The organism is Streptomyces sp. NPDC090077 (assembly GCF_044747545.1).
Classification (GTDB): domain Bacteria; phylum Actinomycetota; class Actinomycetes; order Streptomycetales; family Streptomycetaceae; genus Streptomyces.
Genome location: NZ_JBIVEG010000006.1, coordinates 202,433 through 217,196, shown reverse-complemented (window position 1 = coordinate 217,196; position 14,764 = coordinate 202,433). Strand labels below are relative to the sequence as shown.

Below are 14,764 nucleotides of genomic sequence, written 5' to 3'. Positions count from 1 at the left end.
GCCAGCCGGCGATCCTCTCAGCGGACCCTGGCGCGCAGCTCCATCGCCCCGCGGGCGGCGGCCTCGCTGTCGTAGACCTCGCACATGTGCCGCCCGTCCGGGGTCGCCGTGTGCTCGACCTCCCACAGGCTGAACTCGCTCCCGTCCAGCAGGACGAAGGCGTGCTCGTACAGGCTGAAACCGGCGTCCCGCCCGTCGGCCAGGCACTGCCGGCCGCCGAACGCCTGCGTGATGTGGTGCGCGTACGCCGAGCGCAGCAGCACCGCCACCGCCTCGCCGGGCCGGTCGGCGTTCTCCGCGCGGCGCAGCACCCGCCGGGCGTGGTCGGCGGACTCCTCCACCGTGTACTCGCGGCGGCGCAGCGGGGGCGCCGGGGCCGCGAACAGTGCGCTGAGCACCGCCAGATCGGCCTCCAGGCCGTCGTCCCCGTCCCCGGCATCCGGGCCGTGCTCCGCGGGCGGCACCGGCTCCGCGGGGGACTCGCCGAACAGCCGGGCCACCGCCAGTCCCAGCTCGGCCTTGCTCTCGAACACCTCGTGCCGGGTGCCGCGGTCGCCCCCGAGCCGGTAGGCCAGCTCCCACAGGGAGGCCGCACCCCCGTCGGGCAGCAGATAGGTGTGCCGGTGGGTCTCCCGCCACAGCCCCGCCGACGGGCTGTGGTGGGTGGTGTAGAGCGAAGAGCTGTGGGCGAGCGCCGTGCCGAGGCGCTCGACCAACCTGTCCGGCAGGTCGAAGGAGTTGAGGGCGCGGCCCAGGAGTCGCTCGAGGTGCGCCTCGGTTGTCTCGTACGGATCGCTCAAGGTGGGTCTCCAGGCCGTCGCAGCTTGTCACTTCGCGGAAGCACAACGTAGCCCCTGCGCCTGACATCACGTCCGGGATTCGGTAAAACGTCCGGGAAGCATCAGGGGTTCCCGCCACACCTTCAGGTCAAGTTGGTTACGGAAGACGCTGGTTCGCGGTGGTCCGTCACATTGCGCGGGAGCATGGGCGGTATGGCAACGAACACAGTGGGCGTCCCCCGCCAGCAGGGCCGCTCCTCCATCCGCCCCGAGGGCGAACCCGGCGCCTCCCGGGGGCTGGCCTGGCTGCTGGTGGTGACCGGTGCGGCCGGGCTGCTGGCCTCCTGGGTGATCACCCTGGACAAGTTCCTCCTGCTGGAGGACCCGGACTTCAAGCCCGCCTGCAGCCTCAACCCCGTGGTGTCCTGCGGCAGCGTCATGCAGAGCGAGCAGGCCGCCGCCTTCGGCTTCCCCAACCCGATGCTCGGACTGGCCGGTTACGCCGTCGTCGTCTGCGTCGGCGCGGGCCTGCTGGCCGGCGCCCGGTACCGGGGCTGGTTCTGGCTGGGACTGAACGCCGGGACGCTCTTCGGCACCGGCTTCTGCGCCTGGCTGATGGTCCAGTCCCTGTACGAGATCAACGCCCTGTGCCTGTGGTGCTGCCTGGCGTGGGTGGCGACCCTGCTGATGTTCTGGGCGGTGACCGCCCGCAACGTCCGCACCGGCGACCTGCCCGCGCCCGCCCCGCTGCGGGCCCTGTTCACCGACTTCGCCTGGGCGCCGCCCGCCCTGCACCTCGGGGTGATCGGGATGCTGGTGCTGACCCGCTGGTGGGACTTCTGGACGGGCTGACGGCCTGACGGGCCCGCGGACGGGGCGTACGAGGACGAGGGCCCCGGCGGCTGGACGCCGCCGGGGCCCTCGTCACTTCGTCACGTCTTCACTTCGCTCCACGGGCGCCGGTGGGCCCTGACCGGAAGGGGTCGAGCGGAAGGGGTCAGCTTCCGATGGAGCCGTTGCCCGAGAGGACCGGGATGTTGCTGAGGATGTGCGAGAGCGGCTCGTCGCCCTTGGCCTGGGTGGAGTTCTCGGTGCACTGCTGGTTCTGCGGGTTGGACAGGACGTTGATGTCCTGGACGCCGATGTTGAGCGCGGCGATGAGCGACTGGGCGTTGACCTTCGCGGGCAGGCCGATGCAGGGCTTGTTCAGGGAGCCCTGGACCAGGCCGAGCTGCGGGCTCATGTCACCGGTGGTCTTCTGGTTGCCGTAGATCTGCTGGGCGCCGTTGCCGTTGACGGTGTTGATCCCGTTGTCGTTGCCGATGGCCATGGCCGGAGCGGCGCCCGCGCCGACGGCGGCGGCGGTGACCGCGGCGGCGGCCATGATCTTCTTGAGCATCATTGATCCTTTTGTCGCACGAGTGCCCGCTTGTGGAGCGCCCTGATCAACCGCTCTCCCGGGGGGTTGGTTCCGCTCCTTCACTCGAACGGCCCGTCCGGGGCGGGGATTTCCCCGGTGCGGGTGAGGCGGCTGCGGACGCCTGCGCGAAGCCCGTACGCAGCCCCAGGGCGGGTGCGGCCGACCAAGATCGTGTTGCGCTCCGTAGAAGGGCTGCGCACGGTGGGTGAGGAATCGGATTGTTCCCGTCCGCTTTCGCGACCACCCGTAAGGAAGCCCTCATGCGCACGAAGCCGTCCCGCCTCCGCGTCCTCGTCCCGTCGGCCCTCGCCGTCGTCATACTGTCCGGCGCGGCCGCCCCCGTGATGGCCGCCGACCGCGGTGGCGCGGCAGCGGCCATCGAAGAGCGGGCGGCCGCCGTGCAGGAGCGGATCGAACGGGTCGAGGAGGTCAAGCAGGCCGTCCCCGACCGGGTCGCCGCCGGCCCGATCGACGACCTCCTCGCCGGCCTGACCAAGACCCTGGGCGACCTGCTGGGTTCCCTCTCGGGCCTGCTCGGCGGGCTGGGCCTGCCGGCGATCGAACTGCCGAAGCTCCCCGAGATCAAGATCCCCGAGGTCACGCTCCCGGCCCTGCCGCCGGTCAGCCTCCCGGCGGTGCCCGCCGTCCCCGGAGTCCCCGCCCTCCCCGCGGTTCCGGCCGTGCCCGCGCTGCCGGCCGTCCCGGCGGTCCCTGCGCTGCCGGCGACCGGGACGGTCCCCGCACTGCCCGACATCCCGGATGTGCCCGACATCCCCGACATCCCGATCCACAGCTAGCGCGGGGCGGCGGAGGCCGGCCGGCGGCAAGGTTACGACTATTGGGCTGAACAGGTCTGGTTCGGGTCTTCTTCGGTCCTGGGCCGTGTCGTCGGGGAAGCTGGACCGTTTCGCTTCGTGTGAGCCCCGGATCGGGGCAGGACATCGAAGAGAAGGTGCACTTCCCATGAACTCTGCTGCCAAGAAGGCCGCTGTGGCCCTGGCCTCCGCTGGTCTCGCCGTTGCCGGTGCCGCCGGTGCCGCCTCCGCCGACTCCGCGGCCGAGGGCGCGGCCGTGGGCTCCCCCGGTGTCCTCTCGGGCAACCTGGTCCAGGTCCCCGTCCACATCCCGGTCAACGTCTGCGGCAACTCCGTGAGCGTCATCGGTGCGCTGAACCCCGCGTTCGGCAACGTCTGCATCAACGACTGACGTACGTATCGGTCAGCACCACATGACTGTGGGCGCCCCCGGCATCGCCGGCGGCGCCCACAGTCGTTCCCGGGCTGCTCAGTTCTGACCGCCGTTGAGCTTCACGCCGCCCAGCAGCGGGGAGACCTTGGACGCCTCGTTCGCCACGCCCAGCACCTCGCCGGGGGCGTTGTTGCGGAGCTTGTTGACGCCCTGCGCGGTGCCGACGACCTTGTTGACGGTGTCGCCCTGCTCGGCGAGGGCCATGCCCAGGGTCTCGGGGGCCGAGGCGACGACCGGCTCGACGGCGCTGAGCGCCGTGTTCCAGCCGGCCGACAGGCTCATCGGGGGACCGGCGGGCGCCTCCGCCGCGAAGGCGGGGGCCGCCGCTCCGAGCGCGGCGACGGAGCCGGCGACGACAGCGGCGGCCTTGGAGAGCTTCATTATCGAAAATCCTCTTCTATTCGTGGACAGAGGTTCCAGCGGCGACCGTCGCGCCGCTTTCGACCTGGCTAACGATTACCGGCGGCTACGGAAACGCGGAGCCGGGCGCACGGCAGCGGCCGGAGAATCCGAGGGGGGATTCTCCGGCCGGTATTTCTTCTGATTACCGGTATTCCCGGTCAGTCGATACGGGACCTGCGGTACAGAATCGCGCCGCCGAGGATCAGGGCGGAGGCGAGGGCCGCCATGGCCGCGGCGTCGCCCGCCCCGGTGGCCGCCAGCTCCGGCGCGCCCGCGAGGGCCGGCGCGGGGACGGGGGCCGGCGGAGCCGCCTCGGGAGCCGGGGCGGGGGACGGGGCCGGGGCGGGAGCCGGGGGCAGGTGGACCGGGAGGTCGCCGGCCGGGGCCGCCGGGGGCTGGTCCGCCGGGCGGACGACCTCCGGGACGGGGAGCGGCGCGGGCGCGGGCCGCTCCGGCTGGCTGCCGTGCGGCGGACGCGGTGCCGGAAGCTCCGCGGCGGGGACCGCCGGGGCGGGGAGCGGGGCCGGCTGCGCCTCGGGCTGCGGGGCCGGGGCGGGCAGCGGGACGGGCGCCGGGAGGGTGTGGGGCTGCTCCTCCGGCTGCGGGACCTCCTGGACCGGCGCGGGAGCCGGGGCGGGAGCCGGGGCCGGCCGGGGCATGGGCTGCGGAGCCGGTGCGGGCGCCGGAGCGGGCATCGGGGCCGGCGCCGGGAGCGGGGCCGGGTGTTCGGCCGCGGGCTCCGGCTTCGGTTCGGGCCGGGGGGCGGGGCGGGGCTGCGGCTTGGGGGCGGGCGGTGCCGGGTGCGGCGCCGGCGCGGGGTGCTCCGCGCGGGGCGGCTGCGGCGGGTGGTCGTCGCACTCCTCCTCGCCCTCTCCGGAGCCGCCGTAGCCGCCCTCGTGCCGGGGTGCGGGGGGCTCGTGGCGGGGCGCCCCGGGGCGCGGTGCCGCGTGCTTGGGGGCGTGCGCGCGGGGTTCTCCGTAGCCGCGCTCCTCCTCGTGGCGCTGGCGGGGCAGCGCGTGCCGGCCGCTCTGCTGCTCGTCGAGGTAGCGCTCGAAGGCGGCGCGGTGCTCGGGGCTCAGGTAGCGCTCGTAGTCGCGGCCGGCGTCGCCGCCGGCGTGGGATCCGGTGGAGTTGACGCAGGTGTTGCCCATCGAGGGGTTGAGGGCCGCACCCCCGTCCACGCTGTTGCCGCACAGGTTCGGTGTGACCGTGATCGGTACCGAGACGCTGTTGCCGGACAGCACACCCGGCGAATGCGAGGCCTCGGCCATCGCCCCTGGATGCGCGCAGGCCGCGCCGGTCGCGATCGACAGCAGGCTGGAGGCGGCCGCAGCGGTGAGCACCCCCTTGCCCAGTACCTGTCGGCTCAGTACCTGTCGCATGGGTCCTTCCCTGTCCACCGGCGCGGGGGCCGGTACTGAATCGAAGGTGGCCTCGGAGTGCACCGCCGTGCACTCCGAGGCCACCCCGAGGAGGTCTGCCCTGCCCTCGCGGGCCCAGGGCTTCGTCAGGCGTTGACGCAGGTGTTGCCGAACGCGGGGTTCAGCAGACCGACCAGCTGGGCGGTGTTGCCGCAGACGTTCACCGGGATGTGCACGGGAACCTGGACGAGGTTGCCGGAGAGGACGCCGGGGGAGCCCGTGGCGACGCCGCCGGCGACCGAGTCGGCCATGGCGGGGGAGGCGACACCGGCGGCCATCATCGCGCCGGCGGCCAGCACCACTGCCTTCTTGTGCTTCATTTCTTTTCCAATCCTTCCCGCAGAGGTGTATCCGCTGCACACATAACAACGAGTGGGTCCCGGAAAAGAAACCGGGAATTTCCCCGGGCTTCCGTTCCATTCACTCCGACGCCCCGGGCCGACCGTTCCGTGAATTCGGTACGGCCTGGAAATCGAGGGGGGCGGAGTGGAATTACGCGGGCCCGATATGCGGCGAGGCCGCCGCGACCCCGGGGGTGCGACGGCCTCGCTCGGGGCGCTGTGCGATCAGCTGCCGGCGGAGACGTTGCCGGAGAGGATCGGGATGTTGTCCAGGATGTGCGACAGGGCCTCGTCGCCCTTGGCCTGGGTCGAGTTCTCGGTGCACTGCTGGTTCTGCGGGCTGGACAGGACCGGGATGTCCTGGACGCCGACGTTGACCAGCGCGAGGATCGACTGGGCGTTGACCTTGGCCGGGAGGGCGATGCAGGGCTTGTTGAAGGAGCCCTGGATCAGCGCCATCTGCGGGCTCATGTTGCCGTAGGTGGCCTGGTTGCCGTAGATCTGCGCCGAGTTGTTGCCGTTGACGGTGTTGATGCCGTTGTCGTTCCCGACGGCCATCGCCTGCGGGGCCATGGCGGCGCCGAGGCCCAGGGTGGTGGCGGCAACCGCTGCGCCGGCCGCAAACTTCTTGATCATTATCGTCCCTTTTTTGCAGGATTGCCCGGTACTGGAGCATCCGGATCAACGCTCGCGGCCCGGCTCGGGTTGCGTGGCTTCACCCGGATGCCGCCGTTTCGGGCGGCGCGGTTGACGTTCAGGCGTTCACGCAGGTGTTGCCGAACGCGGGGTTCAGCAGCGCGATCACGTTGACGGTGAGGCCGCAGACGTTCTCCGGGACGTCCACGGGGACCTGGACGACGTTGCCGCTCGCCACGCCGGGGGAGCCGGCCGCCGCGCCGTCCGCCGAGGCGCCGCCGTGCGCGGAGGCGAGGCCCGCGCCGCCCATCAGCATCGCCGCACCCGCGACCGCCACGGTGCTGCCGCGCATCAGCCTCTTCTTCATCTCCGTATTTCCTTTCGGTTCGAGCGATGGTCATCCGCATAACGACGCGCCCATGGGGAGGGTGCGTGCTATCGCCCAAAAGGCCGTACGAGCGAGTCCGACGTGATTTCCAGCCCGATTTCTGACAAAGTTCACTCCTGTTTTGTCCCCTTGATCGAAAATGGAGACAGGGTCATGGGTTCCTCCCGCAGAATCCTCGGCACACTCGGCCTGCTGTCCTGCCTCACACTTTCCGCACACGTACCCCCGGCGGGCGCCGCGGTGCCCGCCGGGGTGCGCGAATTGCCCCGGGTGCCCTTCGCTCAGCGTTACCAGGCCGTCCAGCACGGCGGGCTGGTCAGGGCCTCCAACTCCGCCATCAGCTGCCGCCGGGAGGAGAACGACAAGGCCGAGCCGTGCGCCGAGGTCAAGAAGGGCGCGGCGGGGGTCAACGGCGACTTCGAGATGTTCTACGACGAGGTCGACAAGGACCCGGACACCTACAACTCCACCCGGGCCGAGCTCAAGGTCCCGCAGGGCGCGAAGGTCTCGTACGCCCGCCTGTACTGGGGCGGGAACCTGCGGGTGGGGGAGCAGAAGCCGCCGGAGGACAACGGCCGGGTGCTGGTCGCCGAGCCCGGGGGCGCGTACAAGGCGGTGCTGGCCGACACCGTGATCGGGCACCACACCGACCAGGGCAGCGACGCCTACCAGGCCTCGGCCGACGTGACCCCGATGGTGCGCAAGGGCGGCGCGGGGATGTGGACCGTGGCCCAGCTCAACGTGGCCATGGGCCACTCCGAGGTGGGCGCCTGGGGCGGCTGGACGCTGGTCGTCGCGTATGAGCACCCGCAGGAGCCGCTGCGCCGGGTCTCGGTGTGGGACGGCTTCGAGTCGCTGGCCGCGGGTGCCGGCGAGGCCGCGGGGGAGACGGTGGAGGTCACCGGCCTGGACGTGGCGCCCGGCGCCTCCGGCAAGGCCGGGGTGGTCGCGTACGACGGGGACCGGGGGACCCTCGGCGACTCACTCACCGTGACCGCCGACAGTGGCCGACGGGTCAATGTCAGTGATGCAGAAAATCCTTTTAATGATGTTATGAATTCCACGATCACGGAATTCGGACGCCCCTCGTTCGTGCGACAGCCCGAACATATGAATAATCTCGGATATGACGCGGACGTGTTCGACCTGAGTCCCGCCCTGTCCGGTGGCGCCCGCAGCCTCAGCTTCAAGTTCGCGGGCGAAAGCCAAGGTCAATTCCTCGGTGTGCTCTTCGTTCAGACAGACGCGCGCCGCTGAACGCAGGAGACCACTCCACGTGCGGAAACACCCCTCGCCGGACCCGTCACCGGCCGGTTCCGGTTCCTCCTTCACCGTCCTCCACCTCGTCCAGCCCGTCGACGGAGGCGTCGCCCGCGTCGTCACCGACCTCGTACGGGCGCAGACCGCCGCCGGACTGCGCGTACGCGTCGGCTGCCCCCGCGGCGGACAGCTCGCCGACGCCGCCCGCGACGCCGGGGCCGACGTGCACACCTGGCGCGCCGGACGCTCCCCCGGACCCGGGCTGCCCGCCGAAGTCCTCGGCGCCGCCCGGCTGATCCGCCGCCTCGCCCCCGACCTGCTGCACGCCCACAGCGCCAAGGCCGGACTCGCCGGGCGGCTCGCCGTACGCGGCTCCGTGCCGACCGTGTTCCAGCCCCACGCCTGGTCCTTCGACGCGGTCAGCGGCACCACCGCAGCCCTCGCCCTGCGCTGGGAACGCGTCGGCGCCCGCTGGGCCGACCGGGTGCTCTGCGTCAGCGAAGCCGAACGCCGGGCCGGCGAGGCCGAAGGGATCGCCGCCCGCTGGTCGGTGATCCGCAACGGCGTCGACCTCACCCGCTTCCGTCCCGTCCGCGGCGCCCGCGACGGCGGCCGCGCCGAAGCCCGCGCCGGACTCCGGCTGCCGGACGGCGGACCCCTCGCCGTCTGCATCGGCCGGCTCTGCCCGCAGAAGGGCCAGGACGTCCTGCTCCGTGCCTGGCCGGAGGTGCTCGCCACCGTCCCCGGCGCCCGCCTCGCCCTCGTCGGTGACGGCCCCGACGCCGAACGGCTGCGCCGCACCGCACCCCCCGGCGTCCACTTCGCCGGAGCCGCCGCCGACATCCGACCGTGGCTTCACGCCGCCGATCTCGTTGTACTGCCGTCGCGGTGGGAAGGCATGGCGCTCGCCCCGCTCGAAGCCATGGCCTGTGGCCGCCCGGTCCTGGTCTCCGACGTCAGCGGTGCACGGGAGAGCCTGCCGTCCGGCCAGGGACGGCTCTGCCTGGTACCGCCGGAGGACCCGACGGCACTGGCCAAGGCCCTGGGACGGCTGCTCGCCGAACCGCGGCTGCTCACCGAACTCGGGGAGCAGGCCCAGCAACACGCCCGGACCGAGTTCGACGTGCGGCGGACCACGGACGCGGTCACCGGCCTGTACCACGAACTGCTGGGCAGGCCCCGGCCCTTGAACCAGGAGCGCATCAGCCGATGACGATGGACAGCGCACCCGCCCGGCACACCGGGCAGGGCGGCACGGGGCACGCCGGCGGCAGCGCCTTCGCCCCCGCGGCTCCCGCCGAACCCCGCCGTGCCGTGACCGCCATCCACCCCCCGCGCGGGCCCCGCGCCGACCGGGCCCGCGCCGCCGTCAGGCCGCAGCGGGCCCGCCGCCGCGAAGGCGTCACCGCCCTGCTGACCGCCGACGCGCTCGCCGCCGCCGTCACCGCGACCACCCTGCCCGTCGGCACCCTGCCCCCCGAAGCCGTCCTGCCCGCCGCCGCCCTGCTCACCGCCCTGCACGCCCAGGCCGGGCTGTACCGGCCCCGCCTCGCCCCCTCCGCACTGCGCGAACTCCCCGTACTGGCCGGCCGCGCCGCCGTGCTCTGGGCCGGGGCCGCCGCCCTGCTCGCCGCCGCCGCACCGCAGCGCGCCCTCGGCTGGAGCGTGCTCCTCGGCGCCGTCGGCCTCCAGGCCGTACTCGCCTGCGCGGGACGCGGGTTCGTCAACCAGCTCCGCCGCCGCGCCGCCGTACGACGGCCCGTCTCGGCGCTCGTGGTCGGCCCCGGCGAGGGCACCGGCGCCGTCGCCGCCGCCCTGCACGGCCGCCCCGAGTACGGGCTGCGCCCCGTCGGCATCGCCGACACCGCCGCCCCCGCCGACGGGGACACCGGCCAGCTCCCCGTCCTCGCCACCCACGAGGACGTGCGGCGCGCCGTCATCCAGAACTCCGTCCGCGAAGCCGTCTTCACCTGTCCCCCCGAGGCCGACGAACGCACCGCCTCCCTGGTCCGCCTCTTCCACGACCACGGCTGCCGGCTCTGGCTCGCCGACCCCGCCGGGACCGCCAAGGTCACCGGCATGCGCGTCGCGCAGCCCGCCGACCAGCTGTGGGGATACGCCGTACAGCCGCTGCTGCCCCGCCCCTCCCGGCCGGTGGAACGCGCCGCGAAGCGGGCCATCGACTCCGGCCTCGCCGCCCTCGCCCTGCTCGCCGCCGCCCCCGTCATGGGCGCCTGCGCCCTCGCCGTCCGGCTCTCCGACGGCCCCGGGGTGATCTTCCGTCAGGAGCGGGTCGGCCTCTACGGGCGGCCCTTCACCCTGCTGAAGTTCCGCACCCTGCGCGCCGACGAGCACGAGTCCGCCACCCGCTGGACCGTCGCCGGCGACCGCAGCATGAGCCCCGTCGGCTCCTTCCTGCGCAAGTCCTCGCTGGACGAGCTGCCCCAGCTGTGGAACGTCGTACGGGGTGACATGAGCCTGGTCGGTCCGCGCCCCGAACGCCCCTTCTTCGTCGCCAAGTTCAGCACCGTCCACCCCGGCTACGAGGCCCGCCACCGGATGCCCGTCGGCATCACCGGCCTCGCCCAGATCAACGGGCTGCGCGGCGACACCTCCATCGAGGACCGGGCCCGCTTCGACAACCACTACATCGACACCTGGTCGCTGTGGCAGGACCTGTGGATCCTCACCCGGACCGCGGCCTCCTTCTTCCGCTTCCGGCTGGGAGGGAGCTGAGCATGAGCCTCGCCGCGACCGCCCCGGCGCGGGCCCTCGACGCGGGCGCGCTGCGCCGCCACTGGCCGCTGCTGCCCCTCGCCGCGACCGTCCTGTTCCTCCTCGCCCCGCTCCCCGCCGGCGACGCGACCGCCTCCGGCAAGGTCGGCCCCGCCGACGCGGCCTCCCTGGTCCTCGCCCTCGTCTGCGGGATCCAGGCCCTGCGCGGCCGGGTGCGGACCCTGAGCCCGCTCGGCGTGCTCGTCCTCGGCGCCCCCGGCATCGGGCTCGCCGTGTCCACCATGACCGCCGGCGACCCGTACGCCGCCCTCCCCGGGTTCGTGCGCTACCTCCAGGTCTTCGTCCTCGTCCCGGCGGCCGTGGTGCTGCTGGTGCGCGACGCCCGCGAGTTCCGCATCGCCGCCGGGTGCTTCGTCGTCCTGGGACTGGTCCAGGGAGCGGTGGGCGTCGTCCAGTACGCCACCCACACCGGCGCCTCGTACCAGGGCGAGAACGTCCGCGCCGTGGGCACCTTCGGCCCCGGCGACGTGATGGGCATGGCCACCGTCGTCGCCTACGGGCTCGTCGTCGCCACCGCCGCCGCCCTCGCACCGGGACTGTCCCGACGGGTCCGCCGCACCGCCGCCGCCGCTGCCCTCGCCCTCGTGCTGCCGCTCGTGCTGTCCTTCAGCCGCGGCGCCTGGATCGCCACCCTCGGGGCGGCGGTGCTCGTGATGGCCATGGCCGGGATCCGGCGGGCCCTGCGGGTCCTCGTCGCACTGGCCGCGCTGGGCGTCGTCCTCGTCGGCGGACTCGGCGTCGGCTCCGAGATGGTCGCCGAGCGGCTGACCTCGATCACCCAGGTCTCCAGCGCCCCCGACCAGTCCGTGACCGACCGCTACACGATGTGGGCCGCCGCCGAGTCCATGTGGCGCGAACGGCCGGCCGTGGGCGTGGGCCTCAAGGGCTTCCCCGCGCACCGCGACGGGCACTCCTCGCTCGGCCTGTCCTCCGGCAGCGACACCGCCGGCGCCGGACAGGCCTTCATCAAGCAGCCGCTGCTGTCCCCGCACAACATGTACCTCCTCGTCCTCAGCGAGCAGGGCCTGATCGGCCTGCTCACCCTGGCCGGCGGCTGGGCCGCACTGCTGGTCGCCGGACTGCGGCGGTTCGCCGCCGGGACCGACCGGGCGGTCAGGGACTGCGGGCTGATCGCCACCGGGCTGCTCGTGTGGCAGCTGACCGACTTCCTGTACGCGGACATCGGCGGGCCCTCCACCGTGCTGACCGGCGTGATCATCGGACTCGCGGCGTGGTGGGCCCTGCCCTCCCCGGGATCCGGCGAAGGCTCCGCACCCGGCCCGGTCCCGCCGGCCGCCGAGGGGCCGGCCGGCCGGTGACCGACACGACTCCCTGGCGGCGGCCCGTGGCCGCGGCGACCGATGTCGCCGCGGCCACGGGCTCCGCGGGTCCCGCCCCGGCCGCCCCGCCGGCCGGCCGCGGCCGGCCCGGCACCGCCCCGGTCCCGGCCCCCGGCCCGGGCGCGCCGGAGCCCGGAACCCCGGCGGGCGGACCCGCCGCGGCACCGGGCTCCGACGGCCCGCGCCGGGGAGGGGACGCCGCGGTGCGCCCCGGCACCGGACGGGCCCCCGACCGGCGGGCGCCGGGCCGGCCGGGCGAGCGGCCCGGCGCGGCCGGTCCCGGAACCGGCGAACCCGGCGGCGGGACCGCTCCGCTCGGACGGTTCCTCGCCAAGGCCGCCGCCGTCACCGCCGCACTGACCGCGGCCGGGGCCGTGTTCGGGCTCGTACGCGACCAGACCATCGCCCACCTCTTCGGCGCCGGCCACGACAGCGACGCCTTCCTCATCTCCTGGACCGTCCCCGAGATGGCCTCGACGCTCCTCATCGAGGACGCCATGGCCCTGCTGATGGTCCCCGCCTTCAGCCACGCCCTCGCCCGCCGGGCCGCCAGCCGGGCCGGACTCACCCGCAGGGAAGCCCGCGCCGCCGACCCCGTACGGCTCCTCGTCGGCGCGACCCTGCCCCGGCTCGTCGTGTTCCTCGCCGCCGTGGCCTCCGTGCTCATCGTCGCCGCACCGCTCGTCGTCGGCGTCCTCGCACCCGGCCTGCCCGACCCCGGGCTCGCCGTCCAGTGCACCCGGATGACGGCCCTCACCGTCATCACCTTCGGCATCGCCGGGTACTTCAGCGCCGCCCTGCGCGCCCACCGCTCGTTCCTGCCGCCCGCCGCGATCTACGTCTCGTACAACGTCGGCATCATCGGCACCATGGTCGCCCTCCACACCCTGTGGGGGGTCCGGGCCGCCGCCGCCGGGGTCGCCGTCGGCGGGCTGCTGATGGTCCTCGTCCAGCTCCCCGCCTTCATCCGCAACGTCGGCTTCGCCCCCAGCCGGGCCAAGGGCGCCCCGCGCAGCCAGCGCGACCGCGACCGGCCCACCCTCATCGCCTTCGGCGTCATCGCCCCCGTCATCTTCTTCGCGGTCTTCCGCCAGTCCCAGGTGCTCGTCGAGCGCTTCCTCGCCGCCTCCCTCCCGCCCGGCGCGATCTCGCACCTCAACTACGCGCAGAAGGTCGCGCAGATGCCGATGGTGCTCTCCCTGATGATCTGCACCGTCACCTTCCCCGTGGTCGCCCAGGCGATGGCCGGCGGGGAGCGCGAGAAGGCCCGGCGGCGGGTGGAGCAGGACCTGGCGCTCGCCTCCCTCGCCGTCCTCATGGGCACCGCCCTCGTCATCGGCTACGCCCCGCAGATCATCCAGGTCCTCTTCGAACGCGGGGCCTTCACCCACCAGGACACCCTCGCCACCGCCTCCGCGATGCGGGTCTACGGCCTCGGCCTCCTCGGCCACTGCCTCGTCGGCGCGCTGTCCCGGCCGTTCTTCTCCACCGCCCGGCCCACCTGGTTCCCGGCCCTCGCGATGGGCGCCGGCCTCCTCGTCAACATCGTCGCCGGAACCCTCGCCGTCGGCTGGTGGGGCACCTACGGCATCGCCGCCGCCAACGCCGCCGGCATCACCACCACCGCCGCCCTCCTCCTCACCGGCCTCGGCTCCCGCATCATCGCCATCCAGGTCCGCCGGGTCGCCGTCAGCATCGGCCGGCTCGCCGTCGCCGCGGCCGCCGCCTGCGGCACCGGCTGGCTCGCCGGGCCGATGATCGCCGACCCGCTCGTCAGCGCCGCCCTCGGCTGCCTGCTCGTCCCCGCCATGTTCGGAGCCACCGGAATGGCCATACGGGCACTGGAGATCACCGCCCTGCCCGGCCAGCTCGCCCAGCTCGGCTCCCACACCACCACCCGGATCACCCGGCTCACCCAGAGGTTCCGCAATGTCCGCTGACACCGACACGGCCCCCGCCGCCGTGACGGGCCCCGCCCGCCGGGGCCCGTCCCCGTGGGTCCTGATGTACCACTCGGTCGCCGAGTTCACCGACCCCGCCGAGGACCCGTACGGGATCACCGTCACCCCCGCCGCCCTGGAGGCCCAGCTGCTGTGGCTGCGCTCCCGCGGACTGCGCGGGGTCGGCGTCGGCGAACTGCTCCGGGCCCGCGCCGCCGGCCGCGGCCGCGGCCTCGTCGGCCTCACCTTCGACGACGGCTACACCGACTTCCTGACCCACGCCCTGCCCCTGCTGCGCCGCCACGACTGCACCGCCACCCTGTTCGTGCTGCCCGGCCGGCTCGGCGTCGACAACGTCTGGGACCCGCTGGGCCCGCGCAAGCCCCTGCTCACCGCCGAGCAGATCCGGGAAGTCGCCGCCGCGGGACAGGAGATCGGCTCCCACGGACTGCTCCACCAGGACCTCACCGCCGCCCCCGACGACGTCCTCCAGCAGGAGCTGCGCGGCAGCCGCGAGCTGATCCGCGAACTGACCGGCACCCTCCCCGAAGGGTTCTGCTACCCCTACGGGCACCTCGACGCCCGGGTCGTCGACGCCGCCCGCGCCGCCGGCTACGACTACGCCTGCGCGATCTCCCCCGGCCGGCTCGCCGGCCGCCACGCCCTGCCCCGCACCCACGTCAGCCAGGCCGACGGGGGCGCGCGGCTGCGCGTCAAGCAGCTGCGGCACGAGGTGCGGGCCCTGCGCAGGAGGGCGCTGCGGTGAAGGGGGCCGAGGACGTGAAGCGCGGCG

Annotated in this window: 16 protein-coding genes; 9 read left to right on the top strand and 7 right to left on the bottom strand. The window is 73.8% G+C overall.

What is annotated here, in order from left to right; genetic code table 11:
• Positions 1-17: 17 nt before the first annotated feature.
• Complete coding sequence (locus ACIPW5_RS13405; protein WP_401244159.1) at positions 18-800, bottom strand: DUF6227 family protein; 783 nt, start codon at positions 798-800, stop codon at positions 18-20.
• A gap of 192 nt (positions 801-992) precedes the next feature.
• Here ACIPW5_RS13405 and ACIPW5_RS13400 point away from each other — a divergent pair, with 192 nt between their 5' ends.
• Positions 993-1,631, top strand: a complete 639-nt coding sequence (locus tag ACIPW5_RS13400) for a vitamin K epoxide reductase family protein (RefSeq protein WP_401244158.1) — start codon at positions 993-995, stop codon at positions 1,629-1,631.
• A 145-nt stretch (positions 1,632-1,776) separates the two neighbouring features.
• Here the strand turns inward: ACIPW5_RS13400 and ACIPW5_RS13395 are convergent, their stop codons facing one another.
• Positions 1,777-2,178 carry a rodlin gene (locus ACIPW5_RS13395; protein WP_401244156.1) on the bottom strand — a complete coding sequence of 134 codons (402 nt, stop codon included), beginning with the start codon at positions 2,176-2,178 and terminating at the stop codon, positions 1,777-1,779.
• A gap of 281 nt (positions 2,179-2,459) precedes the next feature.
• On the opposite strand from ACIPW5_RS13395, the gene ACIPW5_RS13390 reads away from it, so the two are divergent.
• Together ACIPW5_RS13390 and ACIPW5_RS13385 are read left to right on the top strand one after the other, a co-directional pair.
• Complete coding sequence (locus ACIPW5_RS13390; protein WP_401244154.1) at positions 2,460-2,996, top strand: hypothetical protein; 537 nt, start codon at positions 2,460-2,462, stop codon at positions 2,994-2,996.
• A gap of 166 nt (positions 2,997-3,162) precedes the next feature.
• Positions 3,163-3,405 carry a chaplin gene (locus ACIPW5_RS13385; RefSeq protein ID WP_401244152.1) on the top strand — a complete coding sequence of 81 codons (243 nt, stop codon included), beginning with the start codon at positions 3,163-3,165 and terminating at the stop codon, positions 3,403-3,405.
• 78 nt (positions 3,406-3,483) lie between these two features.
• Here the strand turns inward: ACIPW5_RS13385 and ACIPW5_RS13380 are convergent, their stop codons facing one another.
• From ACIPW5_RS13380 to ACIPW5_RS13360, 5 genes are all read right to left on the bottom strand, one after another.
• Complete coding sequence (locus tag ACIPW5_RS13380) at positions 3,484-3,828, bottom strand: hypothetical protein (RefSeq protein WP_401244151.1); 345 nt, start codon at positions 3,826-3,828, stop codon at positions 3,484-3,486.
• Between the two features lie 179 nt (positions 3,829-4,007).
• Positions 4,008-5,231: a chaplin gene (locus ACIPW5_RS13375; protein WP_401244149.1), complete on the bottom strand. Its 1,224-nt coding sequence runs from the start codon at positions 5,229-5,231 to the stop codon at positions 4,008-4,010.
• A gap of 125 nt (positions 5,232-5,356) precedes the next feature.
• On the bottom strand, positions 5,357-5,590 hold the full coding sequence (locus ACIPW5_RS13370) for a chaplin (protein WP_401244147.1): 234 nt from the start codon (positions 5,588-5,590) through the stop codon (positions 5,357-5,359).
• A gap of 246 nt (positions 5,591-5,836) precedes the next feature.
• Positions 5,837-6,247: a rodlin gene (locus ACIPW5_RS13365; RefSeq protein ID WP_401244146.1), complete on the bottom strand. Its 411-nt coding sequence runs from the start codon at positions 6,245-6,247 to the stop codon at positions 5,837-5,839.
• Between the two features lie 118 nt (positions 6,248-6,365).
• Positions 6,366-6,614 (bottom strand): chaplin, encoded by a 249-nt coding sequence (locus ACIPW5_RS13360; RefSeq protein ID WP_401244144.1) that lies wholly within the window; start codon positions 6,612-6,614, stop codon positions 6,366-6,368.
• A gap of 174 nt (positions 6,615-6,788) precedes the next feature.
• Between ACIPW5_RS13360 and ACIPW5_RS13355 the strand changes: the two genes are divergently transcribed.
• From ACIPW5_RS13355 to ACIPW5_RS13330, 6 genes are all read left to right on the top strand, one after another.
• On the top strand, positions 6,789-7,892 hold the full coding sequence (locus tag ACIPW5_RS13355; RefSeq protein ID WP_401244142.1) for a DUF3344 domain-containing protein: 1,104 nt from the start codon (positions 6,789-6,791) through the stop codon (positions 7,890-7,892).
• Between the two features lie 19 nt (positions 7,893-7,911).
• Positions 7,912-9,108, top strand: coding sequence for a glycosyltransferase family 4 protein (locus ACIPW5_RS13350; RefSeq protein ID WP_401244141.1), 1,197 nt, complete (start codon positions 7,912-7,914; stop codon positions 9,106-9,108).
• The gene (locus ACIPW5_RS13345) at positions 9,105-10,631 is read left to right on the top strand and encodes an exopolysaccharide biosynthesis polyprenyl glycosylphosphotransferase (protein ID WP_401244139.1); all 1,527 of its coding nucleotides are present in this window, start codon (positions 9,105-9,107) and stop codon (positions 10,629-10,631) included. The genes ACIPW5_RS13350 and ACIPW5_RS13345 overlap by 4 nt, the downstream gene beginning before the upstream one ends.
• A 2-nt stretch (positions 10,632-10,633) precedes the next feature.
• A complete protein-coding gene (locus tag ACIPW5_RS13340) occupies positions 10,634-12,010 on the top strand; it encodes an O-antigen ligase family protein (RefSeq protein WP_401244137.1) in 1,377 nt (458 codons plus the stop codon).
• Positions 12,011-12,234: 224 nt separating this feature from the next.
• Entirely contained in the window at positions 12,235-13,971 is a 1,737-nt protein-coding gene (gene murJ, locus ACIPW5_RS13335) for a murein biosynthesis integral membrane protein MurJ (protein WP_401244389.1), read from the top strand.
• Positions 13,961-14,737 carry a polysaccharide deacetylase family protein gene (locus tag ACIPW5_RS13330; protein ID WP_401244135.1) on the top strand — a complete coding sequence of 259 codons (777 nt, stop codon included), beginning with the start codon at positions 13,961-13,963 and terminating at the stop codon, positions 14,735-14,737. The genes murJ and ACIPW5_RS13330 overlap by 11 nt, the downstream gene beginning before the upstream one ends.
• The last annotated feature ends 27 nt before the right edge of the window (positions 14,738-14,764 follow it).